This window comes from Aquitalea sp. FJL05, assembly GCF_003852595.1.
In the GTDB taxonomy this organism is placed as follows: domain Bacteria; phylum Pseudomonadota; class Gammaproteobacteria; order Burkholderiales; family Chromobacteriaceae; genus Aquitalea; species Aquitalea aquatilis.
The window spans coordinates 68501-88901 of sequence record NZ_QAJS01000018.1 but is presented as its reverse complement, the minus strand read 5'-3'; the positions used below and the strand labels follow the sequence as shown (position 1 = coordinate 88901).

Sequence of the window (20401 nt, the reverse complement as noted above, 5' to 3'; positions counted from 1 at the left end):
ATCTAGCCTGCTGCGCTGGCCTGGGTACTGCTTCAGCGCTGAGTGAAGTCGGCAATATCGGCCGGGACTTTGTCCCGGCCCATGTATTTCTGGCGCAGCCGTTCGGTGAAGCCGCTTTTCTGTAGTGCATCCAGCGCAGCCTGCAAGCGTCTGACCGTGTCGTCCGGCGTTTGCCGGTTCCGCGCATACCAGTACTGGTGCTGGCCGTCCAGCAGGGCGACCGCCTGCACCTGGCGGGCATCCAGCCCGGCCTGTTGCAGTTGCCAGGCCATCGCCCAGTCCAGCATGGCCACCAGATCGACGCGTCCCAGCTGCAGCTTGCCCAGGTTCACTGCATCGCTGCGGCCGCTGTCCTGCTGCTCGCCAAGGCGCAAGCCCAGCTCCAGCAGCCGCTTTTGCGTGGCGGATTCGAACAGGGTGCTGGTGCGCAGTTGTTTCAGTTGCTCGATATTGCGCAGCTGGATGTCCTTGCGCCTTGCCAGCCGGTACAGATAGATGCGGCGCGCGCCGATGGGGCCTACCCAGCGAAACAGGTTTTCCCGCTCCGGCGTACGCACCATGCTGAACAGCAGGCTGCCGGGAGTGGACTGTGTCATGGCATAGCCGCGTGCCCAGGGCAGCAACTGCTGGCTGAGCGGGATGGCGGCCTTGTCGGCCATGGCCTGCAGTAATTCGCTGGAAAAACCGCTCACCTTGTCCTGCTGCAGAAAGTTCAGCGGTGGCAATTCCTCGGTGTAGGCGATCAGCGGGCTGGCGCTGGCCGGATACCACCACAACAGCACAAACAGCAACAGCAGGCGTGGGTACATGGGCAATCAAAAGAGTCGTTTAACTGAATTTAACCCTGCATTAACAGGTGGGCAAGCCATGTCCAGGCAATGAACAAGCCCCGCTCATTCAAGCAGCTTGCCGCGACAAGCGTGTGACAAGCCCGACTGCGTGCCCAGCTGGTGTAAAATGGCCGCCTCCATCACGCCTTGAAGAAACGCCTGCCATGAGTGAGCTGTTAGCCGGACTGAACAACGAACAACTGCGTGCCGTCACCTGGCCTGCCAAGAGTGCGCTGGTGCTGGCCGGGGCCGGCAGTGGCAAAACCCGGGTGCTGACTACCCGCATCGCCTGGCTGATTGCCACCGGGCAGGTGAATCCGGCCGGGGTGCTGGCCGTCACCTTTACCAACAAGGCGGCGCGCGAAATGCATACCCGGCTGGGGGCCATGGTGCCGGTGAATGTACGCACCATGTGGATTGGCACCTTTCATGGCCTGTGCAATCGCTTTCTGCGCGCGCATTACCGCGATGCCGGCCTGCCGCAGACTTTCCAGATTCTCGACTCGGCCGACCAGCAGGCTGCCATCAAACGCCTGCTGAAAAGCATGGAGCTGTCGGACGAAAAATACCCGCCGCGTGCGGTGCAGAGCTTTATCAATGGCAGCAAGGAAGCCGGCGTGCGTGCCGAGCGCCTGCCACCGCCGCTGACGCCGTATGAGGCCAAGCTGCACGAGCTATATGCCACGTACGACGCGCAGTGCCGCCGCGAAGGCGTGGTGGATTTTGCCGAGCTGCTATTGCGCAGCTACGAGCTGTTGCAGGCCAATGCGGCCTTGCGCGCCCATTACCAGGGCCGTTTCCGCCATATCCTGGTGGACGAATTCCAGGATACCAACCGCCTGCAATACGCCTGGCTCAAGCTTTTGTCCGGCGAGCACAACGTGCTGTTTGCCGTGGGCGATGACGACCAGTCCATCTATGCCTTCCGTGGCGCGGAAGTGGGCAATATGCGTGCGCTGCTGTCCGACTTCCAGGTGGCGGAGCCGGTGCGGCTGGAGCAGAACTACCGCTCGGTCGGCACCATCCTGACGGCCGCCAATGCCCTGATCGAGCGCAATGACGGCCGGCTGGGCAAGAACCTGTGGACCGATGCCGGCGAGGGCGAGCAGATCCGCCTGTACGAAGCCTATTCCGATGGCGACGAAGCCCAGTTCATCATCGACGAGGTAAAGAGCCTGCAGCGCGAAGGCATGAATCTGTCCGACATGGCCATCCTCTACCGCTCCAATGCCCAGTCGCGGGTGCTGGAGCATGTGCTGGTGAACGCCCAGCTGGCCTACCGCATCTATGGCGGCCTGCGCTTTTTCGAGCGGCTGGAAGTGAAGCACGCGCTGGCCTATTTGCGTCTGGTCAGCAATCCGGACGACGACAACGCCCTGCTGCGCGTCATCAATGTACCGGCCCGTGGCATCGGCGCCCGCACGGTGGAAAACCTGCAGGCGGTCAGCCGTGAGCAGGGCGTCACCCTGTGGCAGGCCTGCTGCGCAGCCGGCGGTGGCCGTACCGCCGCCAAACTGGGCGAGTTCGTGCTGTTGATCGAAGCCTTGCGCAGCAAGGCCGAGGGCATGACGCTGGCGGAAACCGTCAGCCTGATCATCGATCATTCCGGCCTGCGCGCCATGTACGAGCAAGACAAGAAAGAGGGCGAGGAGCGGCTGGCCAACCTGGACGAGCTGATCAATGCCGCCGCCGGTTTCTTCCCGGATGCGGCCGAGCAGGCCATTGTCGAATTCCTCAGCGCTGCCAGCCTGGAAGCCGGCGAGCATCAGGCCGAAGCGGGTGAGGATGCGCTGCAACTGATGACCGTGCATGCGGCCAAGGGCCTGGAGTTTGATGCCGTGTTTGTTTCCGGTCTGGAAGAAGGCCTGTTCCCGCACGAAAACAGCATGAACGACAGCAAGGGCCTGGAAGAGGAACGCCGGCTGATGTATGTGGCGGTAACCCGCGCCCGCAAGCGGCTGTATCTGTCCTGCGCCCAGAGCCGCATGCTGCATGGCCAGAGCCGCTATCCGGTCCGTTCGCGCTTTGTCGAAGAAATTCCGCCCGAACTGGTACGCGTGCTGTCTGCTACAGTAAAACCTGTGCCGCAAAACACGCATCGCCGCGCACCCTGGCTGGACGAAGTGGCCGCGCCGGCGGTGCCGGCCGCCCAGCTGCAGGGTTTCCGCATTGGCCAGAGCGTGGGCCATGCCAAGTTCGGTTCCGGTGTGGTGATCAATGCCGAGGGCAGCGGCAGTGATCTGCGGCTGCAGATCAATTTTGCCGAGCACGGGCTGAAGTGGCTGGATTTGCGTTATGCCAAGCTGACCGCCGAATAATGACATTCCATCCGGGTTGGCCGATGATGACGCCATGAGTGACAAGCACCCTTCCACCACCTACCAGAGCCTGACCGCAGGGCAGGGTGGCGCCGAACCGGCACGCAAGTCCTACGAGGACCCGTACGGCAGCCGCCTGTTCCTGATCATCGACAGCCTGCCGGAGATGCAGCGCGCGCTGGCCATGACGCTGGCCTCGTTTGGTGCCGACAAGGTCGAATACGCCAGCAAGGCCGGTGATGCGCTGGCCAAGATGGCCAAGTTCGAATTCGACGTGGTGCTGTGCGACTACGACCTGGGCAATGGTTACGATGGCCTCTACCTGTTTGAAGAGGTAAAGGAACGCAACCTGATCAAGCAGTCCTGCGTGTTCATGATCGTCACTGGCGAGCGCCGCTCGCAGCGGGTGATTTCCGCAGCCGAGCTGGCCCCGGACGACTACCTGCTCAAGCCCTTCACCGGCGAAGTGCTCAGCCAGCGGCTGGAAAAAGCCATGCGCCGGCGCGAGGCTTTTCGCGTGGTGGACGAAGCCATCATGCGCCACGAATACCTGGCCGCCATTGATGCCTGTAGCCGCAAGATCAGCCAGCGCGGCGAGTTCACCCTCGACTTCATGAAGCTCAAAGGCTCGCTGGCGCAAAAAATCGGCGACTTCGACACCGCCCGCAATCTGTATATGGAAGTGCTGCGCCTCAAGCCGCTGGCCTGGGCCAAGCTGGGGCTGGCCAAGTCGCTGACCGGGCTGAAGTCCTACGACGAAGCGCGCCTGCTGTTCGAAGAAGTACTCACCGACAACGAAAGGGTGATGGAAGCCTACGACTGGCTGGCCAAGCTGCATCGCATCCATCACAACCTGCCCGGCGCGCAAAGCACGCTGGAAAAGGCCACCACGCTGTCGCCGGTGGTATTGCGCCGGCAAAAGCAGCTGGCCGAGGTGGCGCTGCTGAACAAGGATCTGGAAACCGCCGAAGCCGCCAGCGAAGAAACCCTCAATATCGCCAAGTACACCTGGCATCGCAGCCCCACCCACTACGCCATGCTGGCGCGGGTGCAGATGGCGCGTGGCGAAACCGGCACCGCCGCCCGTACCCTGGGCAATCTGCGCCGTGACTACCGCTACAACGAAACCGGCGAATGGATGTGCACCGTCATCGACAGCCAGTTGCAAGGCAAGCTGGGCAATCGCGACAAGGCGCGCACGCTACTGGCCGAGGCGGAAGCCGGCTACCAGAAGCTGAGCGAAAACCTGCCGGCCGATGCGCAAATGGAATTCGCCCGCGCCTGTTTTGCCCAGGGCAAGCAGGACAGTGGCAATGCCGCCATGCGCGACCTGGTGCGCAACAACCACGACAACGAAGAGCTGCTGTCCACCATCGGTGGCCTGTTCGATGAAATGGGGCTGGGTGAAATGGGCCGCCAGCTGATTGCCGACAATGTGCAGTCCGTGCTGGAGCTGAATAACCAGGCGGTACGCGAAGCCCAGGCCGGCCGCTTCGACCAGGCCATCGAGCGCTTCGTCAAGGCGCACGAGGAAATGCCGCACAATGTGCAGGTCATGCTTAACCTGGCCAACGCCACCATGGCCTATGTGCATGGCAATGGCTGGCATGAAAGCCATATGCGCCGTGCTTACGACATGCTGGTGCAGGTGCGCACGCTGGCACCGGCCAATAACAAGTTTCAGAAAATCCTCCGCGCCTGGCGGCAACTGGTGGAAAAACTGGGCAAGCCGCAATGGGTGCTGTAGAGCGGCTGCGCGTGCTGGTGGTGGACGATGAGCCACTGGCGCGTGAGCGCATGGTGGCGCTGGTGGCCCAGTGTGGTGCGGCTGCCGTGGCCGCGCTGGGTGATGCCATGGCCGCCAGCGACTGGCTGGAGCGACATGCTGCCGATGTGCTGCTGCTGGACATCTCCATGCCCGGCATCAGTGGCGTGGAACTGGCTCGCCGCCTGCGCCAGCATCCGCTGCCGCCGCAACTGATCTTCACCACCGCGCACGAGCACTATGCGGTCGATGCCTTCGAGCTGGATGCTGCCGATTACCTGCTCAAACCGGTCAGGCTGGAGCGCCTGCGCCAGGCGCTGGACAAGGCCGCACGCCGCTGTGGCGGCAAGCCTGCCATCGAGGCCCATTTCAGCGTGCGCCATCGCGACCGGCTGCTCAACATCCCCTTCAGCGCGGTACGCTATCTCAAGGCCGAGCAGAAGTACGTCAGCCTGGTCACCGTCGATGAGGAATACTTGCTGGATGATTCGCTGGTGGCGCTGGAGCAGCGGCTGGGCGACAGCGTATTGCGCATCCACCGCAATTGTCTGGTGATGCGCCATGCGCTGCAGGAGCTGCTGCGCACCGGCAATGCCGACGAAGAACTATGGGCGGTGCGCTTGCGCGGCATTGCCCAGCCACTGGCGGTCAGCCGCCGCCAGCTGCCGGCCATCCGCGCCAGCTTGCGCCAGATAAGCAGCTAGTTTAGACAGTTGCCGCAATCCCTTGCCATTTGCGGCGATTTAGGTTAGGTGAAATTACTTAGCCAGCCGTTTTGCTGCGGTTTGCTCCGCTCAGACCGCGGCGCTTTCTATAGAATCACCGTTTTTATCCCACCAGCAGCTGCCCATGCGGATCAAACTGGCCACTCTGGCTTGTACCCTGCTCTGGTTCGTGTTGAGCGCCTTGATAGCCATGGCCTTCCTCAGCCGGGCAGTGCTGAGCGCCGAGCAGGAATTCGATCTGCTGGCCACTCGCCTGTCCGAGCAACTGACGCAAAAGCTGCAGATCAACGACACCATTCTCGACAGCTATGCGGCCTTTGCCATGCTGGACCATCAGCATGACGCGCAGGAGCAGATCTTTGCCCGGCAGATGGCCGAACGTTACCCGCAGCTGGTCTCGCTGGAGCGCATCCGCCGGGTCACCCAGCAGCAATTACCGGTCTGGAGCACGCAGATGGCCGAGCGCTGGGGTGGCGATTTCCGCCTGCATGCCTATGCCGCCGGCAGCCTGGCTGTGCTCTATCCCTTGCCGGCGCACCCCGACTACTACCCGATTGAGTCCATCCAGCCGCTGACCCAGGCAGTACGCCCGCTGCTGGGTGCCGACATCGCACGTGATCCGCAACTGCAACAGACCTTGCAGCACGCGCTGCGCACCGGTCGCACCACCATGTCAGCCCCCTTCCTGCTGCGCGAAGGCTATCGCGGTCATGTGCTGCTGCAGCCGCTCAATGCCAGCGCCCTGCTGTTGCAAGGCCGGCTGCCGGAACAATTTGTCGCGCTGGTGCTGCGCTCCGACTACCTGCGTCCGGCCGACACCACGCTGCCGGCAGGCATGAAGCTGAGTATCCGCCAGCGCGGTCAGCCGTCGGCTGCGGCTGCCTATGTCCAGATCCCCGGCCAGCAGAATGGCTGGCTCAGCACACTGGGCTTTCCGCGGCTGCAGCTGGAACGGGCGCTGGGCAGTGAGGCACAAGTACTGAACTTGCGGCTGGACTGGCAGCTGGGCTGGTTCCTGCTCAGTGGTTTCGAACTGAGCGTGATTTTCTGCCAGTCCCTGCTGCTGTTCTTGCTGCTGGCGGTCGGCCTACGCTTTTACCGCGGCTTGCTGTCCAAGCAGCAACGGCGCGAAAACCACCTGTTCTATCTGGCCAATCACGACCGCCTGACCGGTCTGGCCAATCGCAACCTGTTTTACGACCGGCTGCAACACGCCATTTCGCGGCAGAACCGCAGTGGCAAGCGGCTGGCGGTGCTGTTTCTGGACATGGACCGCTTCAAGCCGGTCAATGACAGCTATGGCCACGCGACCGGTGACAAGGTGTTGCAGCTCATCGCAGCCCGCATCCTGGCCATCATGCGCAGCGAGGACACCGTGGCCCGCCTGGGTGGCGACGAATTCGTCCTGCTGATGGAAGATGTCGAGTCCAATCGCGAGGCCGACCGGGTTCTGGAGCGGCTCAAGCATGCCATCCAGCAGCCGTACGAGGTGGATGGCCACAGCATCCAGCTGGGGGTGAGCATCGGCATTGCCTACTATCCCGAAGACGGCATGCTGATCGAGGAATTGCTGGATGTGGCCGACCGCAAGATGTACGGCGACAAGCAGCCGGAGATCACCCGCCGCTGAGCGGCGCTGTGGTGTTTGTGCCGCCGGCCCGGCAAATATCCGGCAATCCCATGGCCTCTGTCCGGCGTATCGATTAAAATCCGCCGATCAACGACAGGGGAAAACCATGTACCAGTCCGACTTCACCAAATTCATGAGCGAATTTCTGGACAAGAATCCGGAAGTAGACCAGCAGCGTCGCGAGCTGCGCCTTACCCTGTGGGACCGCAAGGTGAGCCTGGACGATCAGCGCCGCTGGAAGGAATCGAGCGTGGCGCAAAAGCCGTACGTCTACCAGCCCGAATAAGCAGTTTCCGGCCCGGCCCATGCCGGGTCCACCCTGAACGCCCCCCGCTGCCAGCCCCGCTCACGGCCTCCGTGCCGGACTGGCAACCCGAGTGGGCGTTTTGTCATTTTGCCGAGAACACCCATGACCAGTCGTACCGTGCCGCTGGACGGCCCACTGCATGATTACCTGATGGCCATTGGCCTGACCGAGCATCCGGTGATGCGCGAACTGCGCGAATTTACCGCCGGCCACCGCATGGCCAAGATGCAGATCGCCCCGGAACAGGGGCAGTTCATGGGCTGGCTGGTACAGCTGACGGGCGTGCGCCGCTACCTGGAAATCGGCGTGTTCACCGGGTACAGCACGCTGTCTGCCATGCTGGCCATGCCGGCCGATGGCGAGGCCGTGGCCTGTGATGTCAGCGAGGAGTTCACCGCCATCGCGCGCGAATACTGGCGCAAGGCCGGGGTGGAGTCGCGCATCCGGCTGGTATTGCAGCCGGCACTGCTGACGCTGCAACAACTGCTGGCAGAGGGCCGGGCCGGTCAGTTCGACCTGGTATTCATCGATGCCGACAAACCGTCCTACCAGGACTATTACGAGACCTGCCTGCAGCTGGTGCGTCCCGGTGGGGTCATCGCCATCGACAATATCTTTTTGTCCGGCCGTGTGGTGTCGCCACGGCCGCAAGATCCGCCCGGTGTGCAACTGATGCACGATTTCAATGCCCGGCTGCAACAGGATGCGCGCATCCGCCATTGCGTGCTGCCGATAGGCGACGGCCTGACGCTGTGCACCCGGCTATAAGCCGCGCCCGGGTCGTGCTGGTGGCGAACTTTCCTGGTCAGCGGCGGGTCAGACCCCTTTTTTGTTAAGCAAGATGTTTGTCATCCGGCCCATTCGGGTGCGGTGCTATGATGGCAAACTGAACTTTCGTCCGGACCCCCATGCTGAATCGCCGCCCCCGCCGCCAAATGAACCAGATGAACGTGGTGCCGTATATCGACGTCATGCTGGTGTTGCTGGTCATCTTCATGGTGACTGCGCCCATGTTCACGCCAGGGGTAATCCAGGTGCCCAGCGTATCGCAGGCCGCCGCACTGGATCAGCCGCCACTGGAGGTGGTCGTGGAGATGGGCAATAAGGTGCATATCAAGGATGGTGACAAGAGCATTGCTGCCAATGCCGACGATCCAGATGCGCTGGCGAAGCAGGTAGCCGCCCAATTGGCAGGTGCCGACCGCCCGGTGGCCATCTCTGCCGACAAAGACCTCAAGTATTCCGAAGTCGTGGCGGTGGCCGATGCCTTGCACAAGGCCGGCATCAAGCGCGTGGCCCTCACCGTCAAGCAGCAGAATCATCAGTAAGGCATGAAGCGCTCCGACTCCTCCCTCTCCGGCTCATTACTGGCCTCGCTGCTGTTCCACGCCCTGGTGGGTGGCCTGCTGCTATGGGCCGGCTTGAACAGCCAGCAGCCGGTCAAGGAAGTGCCGCTGGCGCTGGAATTGTGGAGTAGCGCGCCGCCGCCGCCCGCAGTGGCCGAGCCGGTGCCCGCCGTGAAAGCTGCGCCTGCGCCCCCCGTGCTGACCCCGCCGCCGGAACCACCGGCCGAGGTCAATCTGGGGGCGAAGAAAAAGCCCGAACCCAAGCCGCCGCACCAAGTAAAACCACCAGCAGAGCATGTCAGCAAGCCTGCGCCGGTGCAAAAGCTGTTGCCGGAAAAAGCCAAGCCGGAACTGGTAAAGAAAGTGGAAACGGAGAAAAAGCCGGAGCCGCCGAAAAAGCAGGATAAGCCAGCAGAAAAACCGGTGAGCAAGCCGGCCACACCGGCTGTCGCCGACAAGAAAGCGGCCAAAACCCCGCCGCCAGAGCAAGCGGGCAAGGGCAGCAAGCAGTCGAAAACCTATAGCAACGAAGTCGATGACGCGCTGGCTACGCTGGACAGCCCGAATACCGGCCACAAGGCCAATGCTCGCAGCACGCAGGCTGGTAGCGCCAATGGCATGGCCGGTGGCTCTATCAATGGTTCGGCCGCAGCCAAAGGCGGCTGGATCGACAAGGTCAAGGCCAAGGTGACGCCGCTGGTGCAGATTCCGCCGGATGTGTCCGGCAATCCCAAAGTCGTACTGCTGGTTACCTTGCTGCCCACGCTGGAAGTGAGCAAGGTGCAGCTGATCAGCCGCAGTGGCAACAATGCCTATGACGAGGCAGTGCAGCGTGCCATCTGGGAGGCGCGTACCTTCCCCAGCCTGCCGGCCGGGGCCAATTTCAACGATGGCTATCGCCAGTTCAAGATGGAATTCCGCCCCCGCTCCTAGCGTGGGGCGGGTAATGGCCGAAGAATCACTGCTTATTCACGAAATTTCGTATCAAGAGGGAACTCATGCCGCGCATCCGTACTCTGTTTAAGGCATTGCTAATGTTTGCCTTGCTGGCCAGCACCGGCGCCCGCGCTGAAATGACCATCGAAATCGTCGGCGGCGGCGCCAGCAAGCACGCCATCGCCGTGGTGCCGTTCAAGGATGAAACCACACGCCTGCGCGAAGCGCTGACACCCATCATCCGCAGCGATCTGGAGCTGTCCGGCGCGTTTCGCATGGTGGATGGCGCGGCCGTTGCCAATGTGCCGGTGGAGCCGGCGGATGTCCGTTACCCGCTGTGGCAAGGTGCTGGCGCGCAGTCCATCGCCATCGGCAAGGTCGAGGCAGTGGCCGGCGGACAGGTGAAGATCAGCTTCCGCTTGCTGGATGTGGCGCAGAAAAAGCAGCTGACTTCCGGCGAGTTCACCGTGACGCCAGACCGTGGCCGCGAAGTAGCGCATACCATCGCCGACATGATTTATCAGGCCATTACCGGGCAGAAGGGCATTTTCAATACCCGGGTGGTGTATGTGCTGAAAAACGGCCGCAACTATATGTTGCAGGTGGGGCTGATCACCGATGTGGACAGCAACCGGGCGCAAACCATTCTGCGCTCGAAAGAGCCGATCATCTCGCCCAGCTGGAGTCCGGATGGCCGTTATCTGGCTTATGTTTCGTTTGAAAGCAAGAAGCCGGTGGTGTGGGTGCAGGATCTGGCCACCGGTCAGCGCCGCGCCGTGGCCAATTTCAAGGGCAGCAATTCCGCCCCGGCCTGGAGCCCGGATGGCAGCAAGCTGGCAGTGGTGCTGACCACCACCGGCAACTCGCAGATTTATCTGGTGAATACCCTGGGCGGTGCACCGCGCCGCCTCAGCTATAGCGATGCGATTGATACCGAGCCGGCGTTTACCCCGGATGGCAGCCAGATCTACTTTGTGTCCGACCGCACCGGCGGGCCGCAAATTTATCGCATGGCTGTCAGCGGTGGGGCCGCCCAGCGCGTTACTTGGCAGGGTAGCTACAACGTTTCGCCGCGTGTTTCACCGGATGGCCGCACGCTGACCTTTATCCGGCGCGAGGCCGGCCGCTTCCGCGTGATGGCGCAGGATCTGGCCACCGGCGATGTGCGTGCGCTGTCGGACAATGGTTTTAACGAACGCCCCAGTTTCGCCCCCAATGGCCGCATGGTGCTGTATGCCAGCGATGCCGGCGGCAAGAGTGTGTTGTACGCCACCACGCTGGATGGCAGCAGCAAGGTGAAACTGGCAGTAATCAATGGCGAAGTGCAGGACCCGTCATGGGGCCCTTTCAATAATCCGCAATGATGTAATGCATTCAAATCCAAGGAGTGAAGGCATGAACTGGAAGCAACTCGTACTCGGCACCGCCACCGTCACCCTGCTGGCCGCCTGCGCCAGCACCAAGCCGGCCCCCGTGGCACCGGCAAGCAATAATGGCGCTGCCAGCAGCAGCCAGACCACCGCCCCGGTGGATACCGGCAGCAGCGACATGAAGTCGGTGCAGGGCGATCCGCTGCACGATCCGAACAGCCCGCTGGCCAAGCGCAGCGTGTATTTCGACTTTGACTCGTCCACCGTGAAGAGCAGCGACAAGCCCACCGTGGAAGCCCATGCCGGCTACCTGAAGGATCATGCCGACCGCAAGGTGATCATTCAGGGCAATACCGACTCGCGGGGCAGCCGTGAATACAATCTGGGCCTGGGTCAGCGCCGTGCCGAGGGCGTGAAGCGCTCGCTGGAAGTGCTGGGCGTGAAGGACAGCCAGCTGGAAGCAGTCAGCCTGGGCAAGGAAAAGCCGAAGGCAACCGGCAATACCGAAGCTGACTTCGCCGAAAACCGCCGCGCCGACATTCTGTACAACGGCGAGTAAAGCGGGCGATACGGGCTGCCCGCATGGCGGCCCGCCGCCGGCACGCATGCAACAGGCCGAACATCAGTCCATGGACATCCGCGGGCTGCTATGATGTTCGGCCAACCTGTATTCAACGGACCGAGAACTGCCCCATGAAACGGCTTGCCCTCAGCGCGGCGCTGCTGCTGACCCTGTCAGCCTGCGCCACCACCAGCGACATCGAAGCAACCCGCAACCAGATCGATCAGGTCAATCGCCAGGCCAGCGCCAGATTGTCCGAAGTGGAAAGCAAGCTGTCCAACGAGAAGCTGCTGGAAATGGTCAATCAGGTAGACAGCCTCAAGGCAGAAGTCGCCAAGCTGCGCGGTGAAGTGGAAGTGGCCAATTACAATCTGCAAACCACGCAGAAGCGGCAGAACGATCTGTATAACGATCTGGATGGCCGGCTGTCCCATCTGGAGAGCGCCGGCAAGGAGGCCGCAGCCCAGCAGGCTGCCAGCCAGCCCGCCGCCACGAGTGCCGCTGCAGCCGATACCCAGACCAGCCCCGATTACGACAAGGCACTGAACCTGCTACGCGCCCGCGACTTCCCCAAGGCCACGAGCGCGCTCAGCCTGTATGTGCAGCAGAACCCGAACACACCGCAGGCGGTGGATGCCTTGTACTGGCTGGGTGTGGCACATACCGCACAGCGCCAGTACGATGCCGCCATCGAGATACACCGCCGCTTTGCCGAGCAGTTTCCCGACAATCCCAAGGCACCGGATGCGCTGCGCAATGTGGCCAACTGCCAGCGTGACCTGGGACAGGCCGACAGCGCCAAGACCACGCTCAAGCGGCTGATCAAACTCTATCCATCTAGCTCCGCCGCGCAGAAGGCGCGCGAGCAACTCGCCAAAATGTAAGCCCTTACCGCCCGGCCGCGCTTTGCGCTGGCTGGGCGGCTGCTCATCCCATGATGCTACCTGCCCCCCTTGAGCTGGCCAGCTTTGGCCTGCTGGCCACGGCCTTGCTGCTGCAAAGCCTCAGCTTGCCGCGCTCCTCGCTGCTTGCCGGTGTGGCGGCCATTGTACTGGCCGTCTGCAGCGGCCTGCTGCAGCCTCTGGGCTTGTTGGCGGTGCTGCTGGCCGGCGGGCTCAGCTATGCGGTTTATCGACGACCCCGCGCCGAATTGCGGGTGCTGTGGATTGCCCTATTGCTGGCCCTGGCGCTGCATGCCTTGCCCGGCTTTGATAATCCCTTGCTGTGGCAGGGCAGGGTGACACCCAATAGCGAGGTGTACCGGCTGTTCTGGAGTTTCGACAAGGGCGTGGCCGGCTGGCTGCTGTTGCTGGGCCTGCACGGTGCGCCGCACCATGGCCGGGCCTGGGGCAGTACCGTCGCCGCCGTGGGTGCATTGTTGCTGCTGCTGGTACTGGGGCTGGCGCAGGAAAGCGGCATGATTGCCTATGCGCCCAAGCTGCCGGTCTGGCTGCTGCCCTGGCTGTTTGCCAATTTCTTTCTTACCGCCCTGCCGGAAGAAGCGCTGTTTCGCCACGGGCTGCAGCGCTGGCTGGAAAACCGGGTAGAACCACTGCCGGCGCTGATTGCCGCCTCGCTGCTGTTTGGTGCCGCACATGTGGCCGGTGGCTGGGGCTGGGTGGGGCTGGCCACGCTGGCCGGGCTGGGCTATGGCCTGATCTATGCCGCCACCCGCCAGGTGGCGCTGGCTGCACTGGCCCATCTGGCCTTCAATACCGCCCACCTGTTGTTGTTCACCTATCCACGGCCGGGCTGAGGGGTGGGTGGCAAATCAGCACAGTGCGATAAATGTCTTGATATCAAAATAAAAAACCATTCCGGCCCACCCCTGCTCTCAGGTAAAATCACGTCTTTATTCCTCCCTGAGCTGCACCGCCATGATTGAAGTTGGCATCGTGATGGGTAGCAACAGCGACTGGGAAGTCATGCAGAACGCCGCTCGCGTACTGAAGGACTTCGGCGTTGCTTTTGAAACCCGCGTCGTCTCCGCCCACCGTACCCCGGACCTGCTGTTCAACTACGCCGAAACCGCTGCCGCGCGCGGTCTGAAAGCCATCATCGCCGGTGCTGGCGGTGCTGCCCACCTGCCGGGCATGCTGGCGGCCAAGACCCACCTGCCGGTGCTGGGCGTGCCGGTGCCGTCCAAATACCTGCGTGGCGAGGATTCGCTGCTGTCCATCGTGCAAATGCCCAAGGGCATCCCGGTGGCCACCTTCGCCATCGGTGAAGCGGGTGCTGCCAATGCCGCGCTGTTTGCCGTGGCCATGCTGGCCAATGCCGTGCCGGAACTGGCGGAAAAGCTGATTGCCTTCCGCAAGCGCCAGGAAGAAACCGTGCTGGCGATGTCGCTGCCGGAGGTCGAGTAAATGGCTGCCATCCTGCCGCCGTCCATGCTGGGCATCCTCGGCGGTGGCCAGCTGGGCCGCATGTTCGCCGTGGCCGCCAAGACCATGGGCTACCGGGTAACGGTGCTGGACCCGGACGCCAACGCGCCGGCTGCCCAGTTTGCTGATGTACACCTGTGTGCGCCCTTCAATGATGCTGCTGCACTCAAGACCCTGGCGCAGACCTGTGCCGCGGTCACCACCGAATTCGAAAACGTCAACGCCGACGCCATGCGCGAACTGGCCCGTACCACCCGCGTGTCGCCCTCGGGCGACTGTGTGGCCATCGCCCAGGACCGCATCGTCGAAAAATCGTGGATCAACAAGGCCGGTCTGCCGACTGCGCCTTATCTGGCCATCGAAAGCGTCGAAGACATCCAGGTCGAGCTGGCGCCCTATCTGCCCGGCATCCTGAAAACCGCCCGTCTGGGTTACGACGGCAAGGGTCAGGTACGGGTCAGCACGGCAGAAGAAGCCCGTGCCGCCTATGCCAATCTGGGTGGTCAGGCCTGTGTGCTGGAAAAGATGCTGGAGCTGAAGCTGGAAGTCTCGGCCATTGTCACCCGCGTCAGCACCGCGCAGATCGCCGTGTTTCCGGTGGCGGAAAACAGCCACGAAAACGGCATTCTGGATGTGTCCATCGTGCCGGCGCGCATTGCCCCGGCGCTGGCCGCATCGGCCCAGCAGATGGCGCAAAGTCTGGCCGAAGCGCTAGACTACGTTGGCGTGCTGGCCGTGGAATTCTTTGTGCTGGCCGATGACAGCCTGGTGGTGAATGAAATCGCCCCGCGCCCGCATAATTCCGGCCATTACACCCTGACCGCCTGCCTCACCGACCAGTTCCAGCAGCAAGTGCGTGCCATGTGCGGCCTGCTGCCCGGCCGCACCGACCTGCTCAGCCCGGTGGTGATGGTGAACCTGCTGGGCGATGTGTGGAAGGAAGACGGCCGCGAACCCAACTGGGACGTGCTGGCCGAAGCCCCCAACGCCCAGCTGCACCTGTACGGCAAGAAGCAGGCACGCCCAGGCCGCAAGATGGGCCATTTCAACGTGATGGCCGCCACTGCCGACGAGGCGCTGGAACAGGCTGAAGCGCTGAAGGATACGCTGTAAGCAGCAATCGGCACTGTTGGCATGGCTGCCAGCGGTGCCGCCAAGTTTTCAATATCGCCGATGGCCCCACGATGGCCTGATGGCCCAGCTCGCAAGCAAGGACGTGTCATGACCGGACTCAATACCACCAATCTGAAAAGCCTGAAGAAAATCTACTCCGGCAAGGTACGCGATCTGTACGAGATCGACGACAAGCGCATGCTGATGATCGCCACCGATCGTCTGTCCGCCTTTGACGTGATTCTGGATGATCCCATCCCGGCCAAGGGCCAGATTCTGACCGCCATTTCCAATTTCTGGTTTGAAACCCTGAAGGACGTGGTGCCCAACCACCTGACTGGCGACAAGCCGGAAGACATGGTATCCGCGGAAGACCTGCCGCAAGTGGAAGGCCGCGCCGTGGTGGCCAAGCGCCTGAAGGCTGTGCCGATCGAAGCCGTGGTGCGCGGCTATCTGGCTGGCTCCGGCTGGAAGGAATACCAGAAGTCCGGCACTGTGTGCGGCATCGCCCTGCCGGCCGGTCTGCAGGAATCCAGCCAGTTGCCCGAGCCCATCTTCACCCCGTCCACCAAGGCGGCAGTGGGCGATCACGACGAAAACATCAGCTACGAGCAGTGCGTGGAGATCGTCGGTGCCGAACTGGCCGCCAAGGTCAGTGCCACCGCCATCCTGCTGTACAAGACCGCAGCCGAATTCGCGGCCAAGCGCGGCATCATCATCTGCGATACCAAGTTCGAGTTTGGTCTGGATGAAGACGGCACCCTGGTGCTGATGGATGAAGCGCTGACGCCGGACTCCAGCCGCTTCTGGCCGGCCGACAGCTATGCCGCCGGCAGCAATCCGCCGTCCTTTGACAAGCAGTTCGTGCGCGACTGGCTGGAAGCTTCCGGCTGGAACAAGCAGGCTCCGGCCCCGGCCGTACCGCTGGATGTGCGCGAGAAGACCGCGGCCAAGTATCGCGAGGCGCTGGAACGGCTGACCGGCAACTAAGAGCCGCTAACAAAAACCCTGCTGCGGCGTTGCGCCACCTTGCCGTACCTTGTGTACTGTCTGCGTCGGCGCGCCTTGCCCCAGGGGCGCTGCGCTATTTTGTTAGCCGCTTTAAGTGATCCACCGAATCATCGCTAGAGCAAACGCCCGGCCTGTCCGGGCGTTGTTACGTCTGGCATGCTGCTTGAGTCACTCATGGCCTGCGCTTACACTCACAGGCCATCCTCCCTTGCCAGACGCCGCCATGACCACCATCCAGCCAGTTCTTGCCACGTCCCGCCTGCAGCTGCTGCCCGCGCACATCGGCCTGGCGCGTGCCATGCTGGATTATCAAGTGCGCAACCGCCAGCACTTTGCCGCCTGGGACCCCAAGCCCGGCGACATGTTCTTTACCGAGCTGTACTGGACCATGCAGCTGCGCCAGCAGGCGCTCAGCTGGGAGCAGGGCCGGGGAGCGCGTTTTTTGCTGACCCAGCCGGAGCAGCCACAGCAGATCGTTGGCACGGTCAGCCTCAGCAATATCGTGCGCGGTGTGTTTCAGGCCGCCCACCTGGGCTATGGCATCGACCACACCCTGCAAGGGCAGGGGCTGATGCATGAGGCGGTAACGGAAGTCATCCGCTTTGCCTTTGCCGACTTGCGTCTGCACCGCCTGCAGGCCAATTACCAGCCGGCCAATGCCCGCAGCGCCGCATTATTGCAGCGACTGGGCTTTGTCGAAGAAGGGCTGGCGCGCGATTACCTGTATATCAACGGCCAGTGGCGCGACCATGTGCTCACCTCGCTCACCCATTCCGGTTTCGATCCGCAACAGATGCTGGCCTGAAACCGCATGGCGGTTGCCAGCCACGGCAAAATCATGTTTTCTGCTAACTGATGCCGCCAATGGGGCGCGGCGGCGGTGCAGTCCCCACACCCCGGCAGTCTGGCACCCGGCTATACCGCGCCGGCAAGCCAGACGCCTTATTTCTGCGAGGAAAACATGGAGCATTTCGATCTGCTGGCGGCCGATGGCCACCGCATTCATGGCTGCCGCTGGCTGCCACCCACCGGGCAGGCGCTACGCGCCGTGCTGCTGATCGCCCACGGCATGAGCGAATATGCCGCCCGTTATCAGCCGGTGGCACAGCTACTGGCGGCACAAGGCATTGCGGTCTACGCCCATGACCATCGCGGCCATGGCCCGCATGCCGCCCATCAGGGCTGGTTTGCCGCCGAGCATGGCTGGGACAAGGTGGTAGGCGATGTGGAATGCGTGCGCCGGCACGCAGCGGCGCAGCATCCGGACCAGCCCTTGCTGCTGTTCGGCCACAGCATGGGGTCCTTTATCGCGCGCAGTTATTTCCTGCAGTACGGTGACAAATTGTCGGGCTTGCTGTTGTCCGCCACCGGCTATCGCCAGCGCCCGCTGGCACGTGTGCTGCGTGCCGTGGCCAGGCTGGCAGGACGCTTGGGCGGCATGAATGCACCCAGCCGTTTCATGGCAAGGCTGGTGTTTGGCAGCTTCAATCTGGCTTTTATTCCCGCACGCACCAGCATGGACTGGCTGTCACGCGATCGTGCGCAGGTGGATGCCTATATTGCTGATCCGCTGTGCGGCTTTGATCCCACTCCCGGCTTATGGGTAGACCTGTTCGGCGGCATCATCGCGCTGGAGCAAGGAGAGGCCGCCGCCGCAGGGCGCTTGCCACGGCATTGTCCGGTGTATCTGCTGGCCGGTAGCCGCGATCCGGTCAGCCATGGCCGGCTGGCGCTGGGGCAGCTGGAAATCCGTTACCGCGATGCCGGGCTGATCGACATCCACAGCCACGTCTATCCGGGCGGTCGTCACGAAATGCTCAACGAGAGCAATCGCGCCGAGGTCGTACAGAATATGCAGGTGTGGCTGGACCGGGTGATCAAGCGCTAACGCAGCTGGTTTCAGACGGGGTGGGCGACATGCCACAGCCAGGCTATCCAGCCGCCCCAGGCCAGCCAGTGCAGCAGCACGATCAGCCAGAATGTCAGCTGGTAGCTGCGCTTGCTCGACTTGTGCTGCAGCCAGTGTTGCCCCAGCAAACCACCCGGCCAGCCGCCCAGCAGCTCCAGCCAATGCAATAGTTTTTCCGGCGTGCGGCGACCATGGTGAATAGCCTGGCGCTTGTCCCAGCCATACACGGCAAAGGTCAGCACACTCATGCCGAGGTAAAACAGCAGCGGCCAGAACAGACTGTGGGTGAGTGCAAAGCTACCGGCCGCCAGCAAGGGCGGCAGGGCAAGCAGATTGGCGAGTGGGCGGGGTAGGGACATGGTGCTTCCGAGCAAAAAACACAGTGTAAGCAGCCTGCCAGCGCACGCCAAGCAGGGAGCATCGCCTACTGCTGGACCAGCAGCCTGCGCTGCTGATGGTGAGCACCATGCAGGGTAGGGCTCATGATGCAGATAACCAGGGTGGTGCAACAAAGCCACCCAATACTTTTTCCAACTGGGCTGCGACATGCAGCAAGGCATCGTCTTGCCAGCGCTTGCCTATCAGTTGCACGCCGAAGGGCAGGCTATCGATGCAGCCGCTGGGCAGCACCACGACCGGGTTGCCGGTGACCGAGAACGGAACCGTCATGGACAGCGTTGCTTCCAGATAAGGCAGCATGCTGCTGCCAACCCTGACTCTGGGTGGAGGCCGGTGCGGTGGCATGGCCTGACCGGGATAGGGCTGGACCGGCGCTACTGGGCAGAGCACGGCATCCCACTGATCCAGGAAGTTTTCCAGCGCGCTGATCAGTTGCTCGCGCTGGTTCAGCGCCTGGTTGTAGAGGTGCAGATCCAGCGCCAGTCCCCTGCTGAGACTGTGGGAAATCGCATGTCTGGTTGGCAGGACATGTCGTAGCCAGCTGCCCAGCTTGGCTTGCCAACCGGGCAGGCCAAGGCCGACCTCACTGCCGGCCAATAGGCCGAATGTTTCCCAAGCGGTATGGAGATCGAAGTCGGCTGGCGCGCAACGCACCACGTGCAGGCCGGCAGACCGGAGCCTTGTTTCCACCGCATGTAACCCAGCCTCAATCGCCGGGCTGCACGGCGTGGCGAAATCATCCCACAGTGCAAGGCTGAGTCCTGTCGGCGGCGCGATGTCTGGCGTTAGCGCGGCCGGGGTAAATGGAATAACAGTCGAATCCATGCCATCTGGACCAGCAATCAGGCGATAGCCCAACTGCAAGTCGGCCACGCTGCGCGCCAGTACTCCCATCGACAGCATGTGCCACACACTGCGGCCGGTTTTGCCCAGATGAGCCGGCAGGTGAGGAATATGTCCGGTGCGAGGGATGCGGCCCTCGCTTGCTTTGAGCCCGGCAATGCCGCAGTAAGCGGCAGGGATACGGATGGAGCCGGCAAGATCACTGCCGATTTCCAGCAGAGAAAAGCCGGCGGCAATGGCAGCAGCCGCCCCGCCGGAGCTGCCGCCGGGTGTCCGCGCCAAGTCCCACGGATTGTGTGTGAGGCCGAATAGCGGGCTCCAGCAATGCGGTGCTCCAGCCAGTTCGGGCAGATTGCTTTTGCCCATCAGAATGGCACCGGCAGCACGCAATCGAGCTACCACGGTGGCATCTGCCGTGGGCTGATAGTGTTGCAAGGGCCGGAAACTGGCGGTGGTGCGCAGATCACGGGTACAGAAGCTATCCTTGATGCTGACCGGCAGCCCCTGCAGCGGCGGCAAGCGCATACCCCGCTCCCGGTACGTATCCATGGCAGATGCTGCTTGGCGTGCCGGCTCCCGGTTGAGGGTAATCAGCGCATTGAGCATGGGGTTGTACTGGTCAATGCGCTGCTGGCAGGCATCGACCAGCGCCGAAGTGGTCAAGCGGCCATCCTGTAGCTGTTGCAGGGCGGTGGTGGCGGTCAGCCTGCTCATGTCCAGCAGGGCGGAGGCAGCTAGCTTGTCTGGCATGGGACTTCTCCGGGAGAGGGCAGGCGCAATGCTCTGGGCGTGCCGGTAGCTAAGTGCATGGTGCTAGAGGCTGAACCGCTGCCATGCAAGAAACAGCCAACAGTTGCATGGTGCCGCCAAGACCATGGGTATAACAGTCATGGATGACTGACCTTGCGGTCGGCGCTGCGACACGCGTACTTGCGTGTTAATTGACAGCTTAC

At 62.6% G+C, this 20401-nt stretch carries 20 protein-coding genes; 17 read left to right on the top strand and 3 right to left on the bottom strand.

All coding sequences use genetic code 11. The features are described from left to right. Nucleotides 1-32: 32 nt before the first annotated feature. Complete coding sequence (locus DBR44_RS16965; RefSeq protein ID WP_124645187.1) at nt 33-809, bottom strand: ABC transporter substrate-binding protein; 777 nt, start codon at nt 807-809, stop codon at nt 33-35. Between the two features lie 185 nt (nt 810-994). Between DBR44_RS16965 and DBR44_RS16960 the strand changes: the two genes are divergently transcribed. The 17 genes from DBR44_RS16960 (at nt 995) to DBR44_RS16880 (ending at nt 18185) form a co-directional block, all read left to right on the top strand. Beyond that, complete coding sequence (locus tag DBR44_RS16960; protein ID WP_124645186.1) at nt 995-3148, top strand: UvrD-helicase domain-containing protein; 2154 nt, start codon at nt 995-997, stop codon at nt 3146-3148. A 34-nt stretch (nt 3149-3182) separates the two neighbouring features. Then, complete coding sequence (locus DBR44_RS16955; RefSeq protein WP_124645185.1) at nt 3183-4895, top strand: tetratricopeptide repeat-containing response regulator; 1713 nt, start codon at nt 3183-3185, stop codon at nt 4893-4895. Then, entirely contained in the window at nt 4883-5617 is a 735-nt protein-coding gene (locus DBR44_RS16950) for a LytTR family DNA-binding domain-containing protein (RefSeq protein WP_124645184.1), read from the top strand. Before DBR44_RS16955 ends, DBR44_RS16950 begins: the two co-directional genes overlap by 13 nt. A 145-nt stretch (nt 5618-5762) precedes the next feature. Further along, the gene (locus tag DBR44_RS16945; protein WP_124645183.1) at nt 5763-7268 is read left to right on the top strand and encodes a sensor domain-containing diguanylate cyclase; all 1506 of its coding nucleotides are present in this window, start codon (nt 5763-5765) and stop codon (nt 7266-7268) included. Nucleotides 7269-7374: 106 nt separating this feature from the next. Next, nucleotides 7375-7554, top strand: a complete 180-nt coding sequence (locus DBR44_RS16940; protein ID WP_124645182.1) for a DUF3460 family protein — start codon at nt 7375-7377, stop codon at nt 7552-7554. A 123-nt stretch (nt 7555-7677) separates the two neighbouring features. Beyond that, nucleotides 7678-8343: a class I SAM-dependent methyltransferase gene (locus DBR44_RS16935; RefSeq protein ID WP_124645181.1), complete on the top strand. Its 666-nt coding sequence runs from the start codon at nt 7678-7680 to the stop codon at nt 8341-8343. A 140-nt stretch (nt 8344-8483) separates the two neighbouring features. Next, complete coding sequence (locus tag DBR44_RS16930) at nt 8484-8903, top strand: biopolymer transporter ExbD (RefSeq protein WP_124645180.1); 420 nt, start codon at nt 8484-8486, stop codon at nt 8901-8903. Nucleotides 8904-8906: 3 nt separating this feature from the next. Continuing rightward, complete coding sequence (locus DBR44_RS16925; protein WP_124645179.1) at nt 8907-9854, top strand: TonB C-terminal domain-containing protein; 948 nt, start codon at nt 8907-8909, stop codon at nt 9852-9854. A 101-nt stretch (nt 9855-9955) separates the two neighbouring features. Further along, nucleotides 9956-11221: a Tol-Pal system beta propeller repeat protein TolB gene (gene tolB, locus DBR44_RS16920; protein ID WP_233578634.1), complete on the top strand. Its 1266-nt coding sequence runs from the start codon at nt 9956-9958 to the stop codon at nt 11219-11221. A gap of 31 nt (nt 11222-11252) precedes the next feature. Further along, nucleotides 11253-11786, top strand: a complete 534-nt coding sequence (pal, locus tag DBR44_RS16915; RefSeq protein ID WP_124645177.1) for a peptidoglycan-associated lipoprotein Pal — start codon at nt 11253-11255, stop codon at nt 11784-11786. A gap of 134 nt (nt 11787-11920) precedes the next feature. Next, the gene (gene ybgF / locus DBR44_RS16910) at nt 11921-12673 is read left to right on the top strand and encodes a tol-pal system protein YbgF (protein ID WP_124645176.1); all 753 of its coding nucleotides are present in this window, start codon (nt 11921-11923) and stop codon (nt 12671-12673) included. A gap of 50 nt (nt 12674-12723) precedes the next feature. Beyond that, nucleotides 12724-13545, top strand: a complete 822-nt coding sequence (locus DBR44_RS16905; RefSeq protein ID WP_124645175.1) for a CPBP family intramembrane glutamic endopeptidase — start codon at nt 12724-12726, stop codon at nt 13543-13545. Nucleotides 13546-13666: 121 nt separating this feature from the next. Further along, entirely contained in the window at nt 13667-14155 is a 489-nt protein-coding gene (gene purE, locus DBR44_RS16900; RefSeq protein WP_103523042.1) for a 5-(carboxyamino)imidazole ribonucleotide mutase, read from the top strand. Continuing rightward, nucleotides 14156-15286, top strand: a complete 1131-nt coding sequence (locus tag DBR44_RS16895; RefSeq protein ID WP_124645174.1) for a 5-(carboxyamino)imidazole ribonucleotide synthase — start codon at nt 14156-14158, stop codon at nt 15284-15286. Between the two features lie 108 nt (nt 15287-15394). Next, the gene (locus tag DBR44_RS16890; protein ID WP_124645173.1) at nt 15395-16276 is read left to right on the top strand and encodes a phosphoribosylaminoimidazolesuccinocarboxamide synthase; all 882 of its coding nucleotides are present in this window, start codon (nt 15395-15397) and stop codon (nt 16274-16276) included. Between the two features lie 244 nt (nt 16277-16520). Beyond that, entirely contained in the window at nt 16521-17102 is a 582-nt protein-coding gene (locus tag DBR44_RS16885) for a GNAT family N-acetyltransferase (protein WP_124645172.1), read from the top strand. A 75-nt stretch (nt 17103-17177) separates the two neighbouring features. Further along, on the top strand, nt 17178-18185 hold the full coding sequence (locus tag DBR44_RS16880; RefSeq protein ID WP_233578631.1) for an alpha/beta hydrolase: 1008 nt from the start codon (nt 17178-17180) through the stop codon (nt 18183-18185). Nucleotides 18186-18196: 11 nt separating this feature from the next. Here the strand turns inward: DBR44_RS16880 and DBR44_RS16875 are convergent, their stop codons facing one another. Next, nucleotides 18197-18565, bottom strand: coding sequence for a DUF1294 domain-containing protein (locus DBR44_RS16875; RefSeq protein ID WP_124645171.1), 369 nt, complete (start codon nt 18563-18565; stop codon nt 18197-18199). Between the two features lie 121 nt (nt 18566-18686). Beyond that, on the bottom strand, nt 18687-20198 hold the full coding sequence (locus DBR44_RS16870) for an amidase (protein ID WP_199731088.1): 1512 nt from the start codon (nt 20196-20198) through the stop codon (nt 18687-18689). Between the last annotated feature and the right edge of the window lie 203 nt (nt 20199-20401).